This window comes from Winogradskyella ouciana (genome assembly GCF_009709615.1).
GTDB classification, from domain to species: Bacteria; Bacteroidota; Bacteroidia; order Flavobacteriales; family Flavobacteriaceae; genus Winogradskyella; species Winogradskyella ouciana.
The window spans coordinates 192,552-206,764 of the sequence record NZ_WJYA01000004.1 but is presented as its reverse complement, the minus strand read 5'-3'; the positions used below and the strand labels follow the sequence as shown (position 1 = coordinate 206,764).

The following is a 14,213-nucleotide window of genomic DNA, read 5'->3' as shown; positions in this document are numbered from 1 at the left end:
AAACAACTTCAGGATGACAAAATAAAAGTTTAACTAAAAAGAGGTTCCCACTTTCGTGGGAAGTGAACATGAAATACACAACACTACCCAACACCAATATAAAAGTTAGTAAAATTTGCCTTGGCACCATGACCTGGGGCAACCAAAACACCCAAGACGAAGGCTTTGCCCAAATGGACATGGCCTTGGACAAAGGCGTTAATTTCTTTGATGTGGCCGAGCTTTATCCTGTGCCAGCAAACGCAGAAACTTATGCCGAAACCGAGCGCATCATAGGAAATTGGTTTACAAAAACCGGTAATAGAGACAAGGTGGTGTTAGCAACCAAGATTGCCGGACCAGGCGATTACACTGCACATATTAGAACAACGGGATTTAGCAAAGATGCTCTAAATGAAGCAGTGGATAACAGTTTAAAACGACTGCAAACCGATTATATAGATTTATATCAATTGCATTGGCCAGAGCGCGACACCAACACCTTTGGGCAACGTGATTATAAGCATAACCCAAATGAGAAATGGGAAGATAACTTTAATGAAATTCTTCATAATCTCGATGAGCTGATTAAATCTGGGAAAATAAGACAGGTTGGATTATCTAATGAAACCGGTTGGGGAACGATGCGCTATTTGGAAGAGTCTAAGTACAACAATTTACCAAAAATGATTACCATTCAAAATGCGTACTCCTTAGTGTGCAGGTCTTTTGAAAATGATTTGGCAGAAATTTCACATCGCGAAAATATTGGGCTTTTAGCCTACTCGCCAATGGCATGTGGTGTGTTATCCGGTAAATATATTAAAGGTACAGACCAGGCAAACTCGAGGTTAAATTTGTTTCCACGTTTTTCACGTTATAGTAGTGAGCAATCCACAGAAGCTACAAAAAAGTATTTGAAAATCGCAGAAGTCAATGATATGACCTTAGCACAAATGTCTTTGGCTTTTGTTAATGAGCGTCCGTTTTTAACAAGTAATATTATTGGCGCCACTTCTCTAGAGCAATTAGAAGAAAATATAGATAGCATTAATATTTCATTATCAGAAGACGTGATGAAAGCAATCAATAAAGTGCATGAGGAGATTCCTAATCCTGCGACATGATTGCAAATGGATAAAACTGAGTTTGAATATCGACTTATAGAATCAACGCGGGAATTGATTGAATTCACACAGACGATGGTCACCAATTCAATCTCTAAAAACGTTGAATATTTAATTGAACCCAGTTCTAGATTAGCAAGTAATCATTTAAATGAAAGAGAATTATTCAAGTTAGAACAAATTAATTTATCAAAAGGAAAGCCTCAGTCTATTCAACAAACTATTGATTTATTGTATGATTTTGGATTGACACCTCTTTGGATAAATGCTGAAATTTCCCATTCTTTTAAAAAAAGAACTTTGATAAATTTAACTTGCTCGAGGAGATTTCGTAATGAAGAACAGTTAAACAAAAAGGTTGATAAATTTCCACCTTTCCATATTGGAGTTTCTTTACCTCCATGGCATAAAAAAGGAGAAAAATTCAATATTAATTGGAAACGACATAGATTAAAATTGAAGTTGTATTCATTAATATGGAAGTATAAATATAGAAAACGACTTAAAAACAAAAAGCCCAATTGTTAATTCAATTGGGCTTTTCTCTAATAGATATTATGTGATTTTGTTACCATCCTTGTCAAAGAAATGGTATTCAAGATAAGTGTAAGCATCTCTAGGTAAAACTTTTACCCATTTTTTGTGTTCAAAGAACCACTTTGTACGTACTGATGGATACCCTTTGGTTAAAAAGGCCGCTATAAAAGGATGTGCATTTAGCGTTATCTTTTTATAGTCTTTTTTAAGAATCCTTTCGAGGTCTTGCTTAATACGTTCCACCACTTTAATTGGTGCTTCGATTTCGTCTCCACCTACAAGATTAGGATTTTGTTCTTTTGTTTTAATATTGCGCTCTGGCCTAACACGCTGTCTGGTTATTTGCACTAACCCAAACTTACTCGGCGGCAATATTTTGTGCTTTGCTTTGTCGTCTTTCATCTCATCTCTGAGAAAGTTGTAAAGCTTTTTTCGATTCTCTGCACGTCCCATATCGATAAAGTCGATAACGATGATGCCTCCCATATCACGTAAACGCAATTGGCGGGCAATTTCTGCGGCAGAGATTAAGTTGACTTCTAAAGCTGTGGCTTCTTGGCTTTTTTCTTTATTAGAACGGTTACCACTGTTTACATCTATAACATGCATAGCTTCGGTATGTTCTATAACCAAGTACGCTCCTTTTGCCATAGAAACGGTTTTTCCAAACGATGTTTTTATTTGGCGTTCTACACCAAATTTTTCATAAATCGGAATTCCGTTTTTGTAATACTTCACAATAGACTCTTTTTTCGGTGCAATCTGTTGCACGTAATCTTTTATTTGTATGTACAATTCCTCGTCATCCACAACGATACCAGAAAATGAATCATTAAAAATATCCCTTAAAATAGAGGATGCTTTGTTCATTTCACCAAGTACTTTTGTTGGGTGATGTGCCTTGTACAATTTTTTACACATTGCTGTCCATCTTGTCAGCAAATTCTGTAAATCACTGTCTAGCTCGGCAACTTTTTTGCCTTCAGCTACAGTACGAATAATAACACCAAATCCTTTAGGCGTGATACTTTTTACAAGTCTTTTTAAACGGTCTTTTTCTTCTTGCGATTCAATTTTTTGTGAAATTGAAATACGGTTAGAAAACGGCACCAAGACTATGTATCTACCTGCAATAGACAATTCTGAACTAATGCGAGGCCCTTTAGTGGAAATAGGCTCCTTTACTACTTGTACTAAAATTGATTGATTGGATTTTAAAGCATTGGCAATAGCGCCATGCTTATCTAAATCTTTTTCAAACGGAAAGTTTTTGAGCGTATAATCTCTTAATTTTCCTGTGCTTACACGTTTAATGAATTTTAAAAGTGAAGGAAGTTTAGGTCCTAGATCGTGATAGTGTAAAAAACCATCTTTCTCATAGCCAACGTTGACAAACGCGGCATTTAAACCTGGCATAACCTTACGTATTTTGGCAATAAAAATATCGCCAACCGCGAAGTTATTATCCTCTTCGTCTTTATGTAATTCAATAAGTTTTCCATCTTTTAATAAGGCAAAATCAACAATATCTGAACTCGATCTTACGATTAATTCCTTGTTCATAATGTTAATTTATATCCATCCTTTAATTAGGACAGATGGATTTTACTTAATTAATTGACACAGGATTCCTGATTGTTTATCAGGATTATCCAGCAAACTTAAGTACACTCTATTAAATGTGCTTAAATTCTATATCAAAGAACGTTTCTTAAAACTGAAAAAAGTAGTTTTTAAAACTACTTTTCCTCAGCTTATTTCTTTTTGTGACGATTAGCGCGTCTACGTTTCTTACGCTTATGCGTCGCTACCTTGTGTCTTTTTCTTTTTTTACCACTTGGCATAATAAATAATGCTTTTTTAAATTAATATTTTTTTTAATGTCTTTAGTTGACTTCAACATTAGTTTTTACACCTTCTAAAAATACTTTAGCTGGTTTAAAAGCTGGTATGTTGTGAGCTGGGATTTTAATCGTAGTGTTTTTTGAAATGTTACGACCAGTTTTTTCAGCTCTTGTTTTAATAATAAAACTTCCGAAACCTCTTAAATACACGTTATCACCACCTTCTAAAGATGATTTTACTTCTTCCATAAAAGTTTCTACCGTAGCTTGTACGTCACCTTTCTCGATACCTAATTTATCAGATATTTTAGCTACTAAATCGGCTTTTGTCATTGTTATTAGTTTTAGGGTTACTATAAATTCTAAGGGATGCAAATATATGTAATTTAATTTCAATATTTCAAGCGTAATTAATTAAAATTTAACGTGATAAAGATTTAATTTTGCTTCATCAATTAAAAACCTAATGGATTTTAACAAAAAACTAACTAACTGGTATTCAAACAATAAACGAGATTTACCTTGGAGAAATACCAAAAATCCATATTACATTTGGCTTTCAGAAATTATTTTACAGCAAACCCAAGTTAAGCAAGGGTTGCCATATTATGAAGCTTTTGTTAAAACCTATCCTACAATTTTTGACCTTGCAAACGCTACTGAGCAAGAGGTTTTAAAACTATGGCAAGGCTTGGGTTATTATTCTAGAGCTCGAAATTTACATACCACAGCAAAGCACATTGCTTTTAATTTAGACGGTGAGTTTCCAAACAATTATAAAGACCTACTAAAATTAAAAGGTGTTGGTGATTATACAGCTAGTGCCATTGCCTCAATAGCCTTTAATGAAGTTGCCGCAGTAGTAGATGGTAACGTATATAGAGTTTTATCGCGTTACTTCGGAATTGATACTCCTATAAATTCAACTTCAGGTATTAAAGAATTTAAAAAATTGGCGTCCTCTTTAATAGATAGAGAACAGCCAGCGACCTTTAACCAAGCCATTATGGAATTTGGTGCAAGGCAGTGCAAGCCCAAAAATCCTGATTGCGCCATTTGTCCTTTACAAGACGGTTGTGTTGCCTTGCAGAAGGGTTTAGTGGAAACGCTTCCCGTAAAACTGAAGAAAACCAAAGTCACTAACAAATATTTCAATTTTTTAGTTTGTGTTGACCAAAACAAAAACATCGTGTTAGAAAAACGAACTGGCAAGGGCATTTGGCAAAACCTGTATCAATTTCCATTAGTTGAGTCTAAAAGAAGCCTAAAAACTAATGAGTTCCATCTTTTAAATGTAGAAGAGGAATTATTTAAAGGTTTAAAGTTTGATTATTGGCTATATAACGAGTCGGACATCATCCACAAATTATCTCACCAGCATCTTTATACTAAATTCTGGATTGTTGAAATTAATGAACTACCCAAAGGGTCTATACCTGTTAAAAACCTTGATTTATATCCTACACCTGTGCTAATTAGTGATTTCATTAACACCTTCAATTTTAATAATATATAGAAATCACATTTTTTTCTTAATTTTAAAGGAGTGATATCAAATTGAGTAACTTTGCAAGCTAAAACAAACATATTATGTCAGGAACGTTAAATAAGGTAATGCTAATTGGGCATTTAGGAGATGAAGTAAAAATGCATTATTTCGACGACAAAAATTGTGTCGGTCGTTTTCCATTGGCAACTAACGAAACTTACACTAACAAGCAAACCAACGAGCGTGTCTCTAATACAGAGTGGCACAATATCGTGGTGAGAAATAAAGCCGCTGAGATTTGTGAAAAATACCTGAGTAAAGGAGATAAAGTCTATATTGAAGGTCGCATAAAAACTAGAAAATGGACAGATGATAAAGGTATGGAGCGCTATTCTACGGAAATTCAATGTACAGACTTTACGTTTTTAACCAATAAAAACGAACAGCAACAAGGTGGGCAACCACAACAGGAGGCTCAAGCCCAACAACCATCTCAACAACCTCAACAACCTCAACAACAGACCCAAAACAGTGTTGCACCAGAAGAGGATGATGATTTACCATTCTAAATTCATATAATATAATTTTATCTTGGATCCAGAACCCACGGTTTTAATTTCAAATTTATTACTCACTAACACTTCGTTTATTACGAGTGTTATATTACTTATTGTACTTCTTGGATGCTCAGCACTGATATCTGGAGCCGAAGTGGCATTATTTTCCTTAACGAAATCTAATGTAGATGAAGGCATGGAAAATAATTCTGCCGCAATGCAGATCATTGCTAAGCTGTTGGAGCGCCCTAAAAAACTATTAGCAACTATTTTAGTTGCAAACAACTTTATAAATATTGCTATTGTTCTTTTATTTGCCTTTATAGGTGAAACACTTTTTAGAAGCATTACACATGCACTTTTGAGGTTTTTGGTAGAAGTTGTCTCAGCTACATTTTTAATCTTACTGTTTGGTGAGATTATTCCAAAAATATATGCCAGTAGAAACAGTGTAAAGTTTTCGTCATTTATGGCGAGACCACTGAAGGTGTTGGATGTTATTTTTTCTCCAATCAGCCTACCAATGCGTTTTGTAACGCTTAATATTCAGAAGAAGTTTGGGAAACAATCTTCCAACCTAAGTGTCGATCAGTTATCACAGGCTTTAGAGCTCACAAACCACGAGAATACGACGCAAGAAGAGCAAAAATTATTACAAGGAATTGTTTCATTTGGTAACACTGACACTAAACAAGTGATGCGTCCGCGCATGGATTTATTTGCGCTAAATATCGATACTCCTTTTGAGACTATTATAAGAGACATAGTGGATAATGGTTATTCTAGAATTCCTGTTTACGAAGAAAATATAGATAAGATAAAAGGTGTACTCTACGTAAAAGATCTATTACCTCACTTAAATAAGAAAACATTCGATTGGACCAGCATTCTACGTGATCCGTTTTTTGTGCCAGAAAACAAGAAACTAGATGATTTAATGGTCGAATTTCAACACAAAAAAGTACATCTTGCCGTTGTAGTAGATGAATATGGTGGGACGTCTGGTCTGGTATCCTTAGAAGATATTATTGAAGAAATTGTAGGTGATATTAGCGATGAGTATGATGACGAAGATTTAATCTACACCAAATTAGACGACAACAATTATAGTTTTGAAGGTAAAACCCCTTTAAAGGATGTCTATAAAATTATTGGCATTGAAGACGAAACTGAGGATTTTGAAAGCAGAAAGGGTGAGGCGGAAACCTTAGCTGGTTTTGTTCTCGAAATTTCTGGTGGTTTCCCAAGAATAGGTAGTAAAATAAATTTTAAAAATTTCGTTTTTACTATTGAAGCTTTAGAACGAAAACGCATAAAACAAATAAAATTAACCTTGCTTAAGTCAAATATATGAAGCGTATAATGGTACCAATATTGAGTCTTTTTATGTTAGGTTGTGGTGACGATCCGCTACCCAAGCCAAAAGGCTACCTAAGGTTGGAATATCCTGAAGCTACATATGAAAAGGCAATTTTACCGCTTCCATTTACTTTTGATAAAAACAAATTGTCTGAACCTATCAGTAAAGTAAAATCCTCCGGCAGCGCCAAAGGTGTTGATGTAAAATATCCTGCTTTAAAAGCAACCATATACCTTACTTATAAAACTGTAAGCAACGATAATTTGGATAGCTTGCTAAGAGATGCGCAAAATCTCACCCAAAAGCACACTATTAAGGCAGATGAGATTTTAACTGTTCCTTTTGAAAACAATAAAGACAAGGTCTATGGTATGCTGTATGAAGTTGGTGGAGATGCTGCTTCACAATCTCAATTTTATGTTACAGACAGCGTTAATCACTTTTTAAGTGGGTCTTTATACTTTTACGCAAAACCTAATTACGATTCTATTTATCCGGCTTCAGAATATCTAAAAAAGGATATAAAGCGCATAATGGAATCTGTAAATTGGAAAGAATAAAAACTTAATCTTAAGTCATAAAAAAAGCAGCCGTTCGGCTGCTTTTTTTATTCTATATTTTGTATAGACTAGAAGTTGTAACGAATACTTGCGTTAAACGTTCTTCCAACACCTAGGTAATAACCAAAAGCATTTCTTTGGTTAATATATGCTTCATTAAATAAGTTGAAAACATTCGCTCTAAACGTAATTGGGTTGTCTCCCATAGTAAATCTATAAGTTAAACCGGCATCAGCTAGTGTATAAGCTGGTAGTCTTACAGACTCATAAGTACCACCATCTAAAGAAGCTTGGATTGCATCTTCTACATCAACAAACTCATACAAATCTGTATAGATATTATAATCCATATCTACAGAAAGTCCATCACAAATATCTGCAACAAATCCAACACCAAAAGACGTTTGAGGTGCATTACCTACTTTAACATCTGTTAGGTTAACAGTGCCATTTTCAATCACAAATTCTCCAGTATCATCATTTTGAAGGTTAAATGGAGTTTCATTATCATACTTCCAGTTACCAATAGAACCATATCCTCTAAGGCTCCAACCTGCTGCTAATGGTCTGTATTCAAAATCAAACTCTACACCTTGGTGTATTTGAGTAACGTCATTAAATCTATAGATACCAAACTCATCCATTGGTAAGCTAGTACCAAAACTTAAGAATCTATTTCCCCATTCTGTTCTGTAAACATCTAAATTAAATCTAAAAGAACTGTTGCTAAAACGGTATCCAGCTTCAAGACCAGTAATTGCTTCATTTTCAACTTCTGGTTCAACCAATTCATTAGAATATCTAATATTAGCAAATACGTTATCTAAGAAAGGTTGACGCTCAAAGAATCCTGCATTAGCAAAAATGCTATGATTTTCAGTTAAATTATAAGCTGCACCACCTTTAATTTGGTAACCTACTTTATTGATTTTTTCTGATTTTCCTAATCCGTCACCTACACCAGTAAAGAAACCTTCTCTTTGGTAAGATTGTGTAGACACAGCACCTTGTACAAAGACAGAGAAATTGTCATTTGCATATTCAGCCTGACCGAAACCACCGATATAATTTATTACCTCTTCGTAGTTTCTGTCATATCTTTGATCATCATCAGCAAAGTCAAATAAAGAAGACCATGGATTAGCTTCAAAGGTTTCAGAGATTACATAATCATCAGGTCTATCAGTTCTAAAGTTATCCTCATAACCATTAAGACCAAACTTATCTATTAATTGTCTAAAGTGGATTCCGTTATATGTTCTTCCATCTAATCCAATATTAAATGACCAATTTTCACTAGTTTCAATATTTAAGTTTGATAGTAAACCATACCAATTATGGTTATTTACAGAAGCTCTTCTTAAATAAGAATCACCAAAATTACCATTATTGTTAGCATCTGCCGTAGCAACATTGTTTTCTTCAATTTGATCAAAATCTATTAAATATGGTCTTGAGCCATTATACATAGGATCATCACCAACTCTAACTCTTCCTCTACCAAGGTTTCCGGTTCCACCACCACGTCCCCAAGACGCATATAATACTGTAGATAGTTCTAAACCTTCTTTAATGTCATAGTCCCAGTTAAGGTTCATTACTGGTTTATGGTAGTAGTTACGTCTTTCTGTAAAACCTTCACCGTTATAAAACCCGTAATTATCATTAGCTTTCTCGCCAAATTCCTCATAAAATTCTAAATCTTCTGAGAAGTTTTGATCGTGCCATTGTGGAGCACCTGTCAATAAGAAGTTAAGAGTGTGTCTCTCATTTGGCTTATAACCAACAGAAAATAAATAATTTTGACCTTGTCCGGCAGTACCTTCAGAATATTTTCTATGTGCTTGCCAGTGATCAACAAATACTGAAAAAGCCCATCCTTTATCATTTATACCAGAGTTATATGAAAAAGACCCTTTAAAGTAACTGTCGTTACCAGACATAAATCTTACAAAACCACCTTCTCTTCTATCTGTTGTCTTAGATACAATATTAACTGTACCACCAACTGATGAAATTGCTAGTTTAGAAGATCCTAGACCTCTTTGAACCTGAACCGCATTAGCTACATCTGACATACCAGACCAGTTAGACCAGTACATTCTACCATCTTCCATACCGTTTATTGGCTGTCCATTTAAAAGGTAAGCTGTGTTAGTGTCATCAAAACCTCTTAAGAATATTTGGCTATCACCAAATCCACCAGCTTGGCTCGATACGTAGACAGATGGTGTGTTTTTCATAGCTTCACCAAATTCTACGTTACCAGCAGCTTTTAGCTGTATATCTTTACCTTTAATAGTAGATACAGCAACAGGTGTTTTTCTACCTTCTGCTAAATCTATAATCCCTGTACCTACAACTACAACTTCTTGTAGAGAGTTGTCTAAATCTAAAACAATAGTTCCTAGATTAGCATCACCATTAAACTTAATGGCTTTAGAAGCAAATCCGATATAGGAAATTACTATCTCACCAGAAGTTGAATTGGCAGTAATTGTAAAATTACCATCAAAATCTGTGGTTGTACCATTAACTGTACCTCTTACTAAAACATTAGCACCAGGCAGAGGTGAATTCATGTCAGCATCAACTACCTTACCTGTAATAGTAGCTTGAGCAAATGCTGCTGTAGTAAAAAGCATCAATACAGCTGCAAATAAAAAATAGTTAAATTTTTTCATATAAAATTTGAATTAATTGGTTTCAATTAGTGGCGCAAAATTACGCATATCTCTAGTTATTATATTACCTAAATGTTAAGAATTTTAACAGCACAATTTAATTATACTTTTCGCAATTTTTATGCGTGCATAATTAAATTTTCAGAAAGTTTTTAACAGTTTTTAACGTTTTTCTTTATAAAAAGCCACTAGGTTTTGAGTCGAAGAATCATGTTTTAAAGAATTCGATTCTTCATTTAACTCACTAAGTATGGATTTTGCCAGTTGTTTGCCCAATTCAACACCAAATTGATCATAGCTATATATGTTCCAAATTATGCCTTGAACAAATATTTTGTGTTCATAGAATGCAATAAGTTTTCCTAAGCTTTCTGGCGTTAATTTTTGAACCAGTATTGACGTTGTCGGTTTATTGCCTTCAAAAACTTTGAAAGGAAGTAGCTTACTGATTTGTTCGCTGGTAAGTGATTGCCCTTGCAACTCTGATAAAACCTCATCTTTTGTTTTACCATTCATTAAGGCTTCTGTCTGTGCAAAATAGTTAGACATTAACTTATCGTGATGGTCTTTATTTCCATGAAGCGATTCAACAAAACCTATAAAATCTGCAGGAATCAATTTAGTACCTTGGTGAATCAATTGAAAAAAGGCGTGTTGAGAGTTTGTGCCTGGTTCTCCCCAAATTATAGTTCCGGTTTGATAATCAACAGTATTGCCGTCCCTATCTACACTTTTACCATTGCTTTCCATAATACCTTGCTGTAAGTAAGTAGCAAATTGATTTAAATATTGTGTGTAAGGGATAATGGCTTCACTTTCTGCATTAAAAAAGTTATTGTACCATACAGTTAATAATGCCGAAATGATTGGGATATTCTTTTCAAAATCCGTTGTTCTGAAATGCTCATCCATTTTATTGGCGCCTTTTAACAGACTTTCAAAATTCTTGTAACCTAAGGCTAAGCTTATCGATAGACCGACTGCACTCCATAGCGAAAAACGTCCTCCCACCCAATCTTTCATCGGAAAGATATTGGCCTCATCAATACCAAATGCCTTTACACTTTCTATATTGGTAGATACGGCAACAAAATGTTTGGAAACAGCCTCTTCTGGCTGACTTTCTAAAAACCAGGACCGAATGGAATTGGCATTGGATAAGGTTTCTTGGGTAGTAAAGGTTTTTGAAACTATCACAAAAAGTGTTGTTTCAGGGTTCAGATTTTTAATGAGTTCTTTATGGTGGTCACCATCTACATTACTAACAAAATGTGTGTTGAGTTGGTTTTTATAAAACTGAAGTGAATCTACAACCATAGCAGGTCCAAGATCAGAACCACCAATACCTATATTAACAACATCTGTTATTTCCTTACCTGTATAACCTTTATGCGTTCCGTTGACTACTGAATTTGTGAAAGTTTTTATTTTCTGTTTTACCTCAAAAACTTCTGGGATAACATTAGCACCATCAACAAATACCTCAGTATCTTTTGTTGCTCTTAATGCCGTATGCAAAACCGCCCTACCTTCTGTAGCGTTGATGATATCCCCTTCAAAATATTTTGAAATAGCGTCTTTTAAATCCACATCATTAGCCAATTGCAACAATAAATCTAAAGTCTCGCTTGTAATTCTATTTTTTGAAAAATCAACATAAAAATCATCCCACTTTAGAGTTAAATCATTTGCTCTGTTTGGGTCTACCGCAAAAAGTTCTCTTAGGTGTTTGGACTTAATCGTTTCAAAATGCTCTTCTAATTTTTTCCAGGATTCTGTTTGGGTCGGGTTTGTGGATTTCAATGCCATTATTGAATGTCTGTAATTTGATCTTCGGTGATTGTGTTTTCCATATCTTTAGGCTCGCCTTCCAAGAAAAAGATATTGTCTAATTGCTGTTTTATTGGCTTTATGTAGTCTAGGTATTTCACTTTTAAACTATCTGAAATTGGTTTTGCTTCTGGCAATTTTTGTTTAAACGGATCAACTTGTTTCCCATTTTTCCAAAAGCGATAACATACGTGAGGACCACCTGTATTACCGGTCATACCAACATATCCAATTATATCTCCTTGTTTTACAAATTGTCCTTTTTTTACCGCTTGTTTACTCATGTGTAAATATTGGGTGGTGTACGTGTCGTTATGCCTAATCTTCACATACTTACCGTTACCTCCTCGTCTCGTAGATTCTATGACCGTTCCATTTGCAGTGGCCATAATTGGTGTGCCTACCGATGCCGCAAAGTCAGTACCTTTATGTGGCCTAACTTTGTAACCATAATAGGCTATTCTTCTATTTAAATTATATCGAGAAGATAATCTACCAAACTTAACAGGCATTTTTAAAAATGCTCTACGTAAATTTTTGGCATCTTCGTTAAAGTAGTCAACAATACCTTTTATAGAATCTGTTTGAAACCGAAAAGCGTAGAGCGAATCTCCATTATGCTCAAAATATGCTGCTTTTACATCATGAACTCCAGCATATATACTATCGTTTATATACTTATCCGTATAAATAACCTTAAATCGGTCTCCTGGTTGTAGGCGTCTAAAATCTATGGTCCATGCGTAGATATCATCAGCCATTTTAAATGCCAGCATTTGACTCAACCCTTTTTCTTCTAAAGTTTGGGAAATATTATTTTCTATGACGCCTGTTGCTGTTTTTTCGACATAGGTTATGGGCTTTGTGCTTGTATAGGCCTGAATGGAATCTTTAAAATCTATAACCACATAATCCTCTAGATTCTGTTGATAGATAAATGTTGTTGGTTTTTGAATACTATCATTGGCATTCTCTTTAGAAAACAATAAGGTATAAGGTTTACCAACTTGAAGCTTAGTGGCAATATCAAAAGTGTCTTTTGCTTTTTCGGCTATTTGGTAAATTTCAGGGTAACCCACATTATTTCGCTCTAAAATAATACCAAAAGTATCTCCTTTTTTTACGGTATCTCTTTTAAACTCGAACTGTTTTAGATCAAAACCAAATTCAAGAATTTTTTCCTCTTCGGCTATTTCGGCTATTTCTTTATTGTAAGTCTCTTCCGCTGAATTGTCTTCTTTACAAGCAAAAACAAACACGGAAACTACGATTATTGCTATTAATTGTTTCAACTGCATTAAGTATGCTAATTATATGTTATTTCCCCAATTTTCTAATTCTTCTTCAGTCCATAGGTCTGGAAAAAAAATACGTCTTTGATATTTTGGATGCATGTATTTTTTCCAGTCACTACCACCAGTGGCTTCTCCGTCACCCAAGCCACTATCTATGTAGTGCTTGGCTGTGTTATAATGTGCCATTACCCAAGTAACGTTAACTGTATAGTCAAAATGGCGCATTGCCTTTACCAAGTCCTTATCTTTTTGGTCTTCAACTGGCAACTCTTTAAAACGTGTCCAAAGGTTTTTAGTGTTGTACATTTCCATAAATCTTAAGAACTCGTCTTTGTAACGCTTTTCAAAATTAATTAAAAGCGTTGATTTTTTTCCTGTTTTATGGTCTTTTCCTGCAGCTTGCCAATATAGATGTTCAAATGCGTGTGTAAATGGTGTATTTCTATCAATATCTTTTCTAAATCTGTAATCAATAAGGTTGATTAATTCGGTGGATGCAAACTCTATTAACCTGTACTGCGCACTCTGAAATCCGCTTGCTGGAGTCAAGGTATATCTAAACTTCATGTACTGCTCTACTTCCATGCCTTCTCCCATGATGTTAAAGGAAGTTGTGAGCATATCAAAATAACGACTAATACGCATGATTTTATTTTCAAAAAAGACCACATCTAGATTTTCCTTTTCGGCCACTTGGGAAATTTCCCAAAGTATCATTTTAAAAATAAGCTCGTTGATTTGATGATAGGCAATAAATACCATCTCATCTGGTAATGTTGTACGTTGAATCTGAAGGTTTAACAGTGCATCGGTTTGTATATAATCCCAATATGTAATCGGCTTGCTGTAAAGCAAGCCGTATAAATGGTCATCTGTATCTTGGTCTATTTTGGTGTACTTCTCTTGAAGCGCTTTAATAATCTCGTCGTAGTTAGGTTGGTCTGGCATAAA

General features: G+C 34.6%; 12 protein-coding genes. 6 read left to right on the top strand and 6 right to left on the bottom strand.

Features of this window, described 5'->3' with window-relative positions:
• Window positions 1-68 precede the first annotated feature (68 nt).
• On the top strand, window positions 69-1,106 hold the full coding sequence (locus F1003_RS04840) for an aldo/keto reductase (protein ID WP_155088092.1): 1,038 nt from the start codon (window positions 69-71) through the stop codon (window positions 1,104-1,106).
• Between the two features lie 6 nt (window positions 1,107-1,112).
• Entirely contained in the window at window positions 1,113-1,634 is a 522-nt protein-coding gene (locus F1003_RS04835) for a hypothetical protein (RefSeq protein WP_155088091.1), read from the top strand.
• A 27-nt stretch (window positions 1,635-1,661) separates the two neighbouring features.
• Here F1003_RS04835 and F1003_RS04830 read toward each other — a convergent pair whose 3' ends face one another.
• Window positions 1,662-3,206 carry an Rne/Rng family ribonuclease gene (locus tag F1003_RS04830; protein ID WP_155088090.1) on the bottom strand — a complete coding sequence of 515 codons (1,545 nt, stop codon included), beginning with the start codon at window positions 3,204-3,206 and terminating at the stop codon, window positions 1,662-1,664.
• A 323-nt stretch (window positions 3,207-3,529) separates the two neighbouring features.
• Entirely contained in the window at window positions 3,530-3,820 is a 291-nt protein-coding gene (locus F1003_RS04825; protein WP_155088089.1) for an HU family DNA-binding protein, read from the bottom strand.
• 133 nt (window positions 3,821-3,953) lie between these two features.
• Here F1003_RS04825 and mutY point away from each other — a divergent pair, with 133 nt between their 5' ends.
• From mutY to gldD, 4 genes are all read left to right on the top strand, one after another.
• Entirely contained in the window at window positions 3,954-5,003 is a 1,050-nt protein-coding gene (gene mutY, locus F1003_RS04820) for an A/G-specific adenine glycosylase (RefSeq protein WP_155088088.1), read from the top strand.
• A gap of 74 nt (window positions 5,004-5,077) precedes the next feature.
• Window positions 5,078-5,545, top strand: a complete 468-nt coding sequence (locus F1003_RS04815; RefSeq protein ID WP_155088087.1) for a single-stranded DNA-binding protein — start codon at window positions 5,078-5,080, stop codon at window positions 5,543-5,545.
• A gap of 22 nt (window positions 5,546-5,567) precedes the next feature.
• Window positions 5,568-6,887: a gliding motility-associated protein GldE gene (locus F1003_RS04810; protein WP_155088086.1), complete on the top strand. Its 1,320-nt coding sequence runs from the start codon at window positions 5,568-5,570 to the stop codon at window positions 6,885-6,887.
• On the top strand, window positions 6,884-7,453 hold the full coding sequence (gldD, locus tag F1003_RS04805) for a gliding motility lipoprotein GldD (protein WP_155088085.1): 570 nt from the start codon (window positions 6,884-6,886) through the stop codon (window positions 7,451-7,453). Before F1003_RS04810 ends, gldD begins: the two co-directional genes overlap by 4 nt.
• Before the next feature lie 68 nt (window positions 7,454-7,521).
• Here gldD and F1003_RS04800 read toward each other — a convergent pair whose 3' ends face one another.
• From F1003_RS04800 to F1003_RS04785, 4 genes are all read right to left on the bottom strand, one after another.
• Window positions 7,522-10,137 (bottom strand): TonB-dependent receptor, encoded by a 2,616-nt coding sequence (locus tag F1003_RS04800; protein ID WP_155088084.1) that lies wholly within the window; start codon window positions 10,135-10,137, stop codon window positions 7,522-7,524.
• Window positions 10,138-10,299: 162 nt separating this feature from the next.
• On the bottom strand, window positions 10,300-11,946 hold the full coding sequence (gene pgi, locus F1003_RS04795) for a glucose-6-phosphate isomerase (protein ID WP_155088083.1): 1,647 nt from the start codon (window positions 11,944-11,946) through the stop codon (window positions 10,300-10,302).
• Entirely contained in the window at window positions 11,946-13,265 is a 1,320-nt protein-coding gene (locus F1003_RS04790) for a M23 family metallopeptidase (RefSeq protein ID WP_155088082.1), read from the bottom strand. The genes pgi and F1003_RS04790 overlap by 1 nt, the downstream gene beginning before the upstream one ends.
• Before the next feature lie 12 nt (window positions 13,266-13,277).
• Window positions 13,278-14,210 (bottom strand): tryptophan 2,3-dioxygenase family protein, encoded by a 933-nt coding sequence (locus F1003_RS04785; RefSeq protein ID WP_155088081.1) that lies wholly within the window; start codon window positions 14,208-14,210, stop codon window positions 13,278-13,280.
• Window positions 14,211-14,213: the final 3 nt, after the last annotated feature.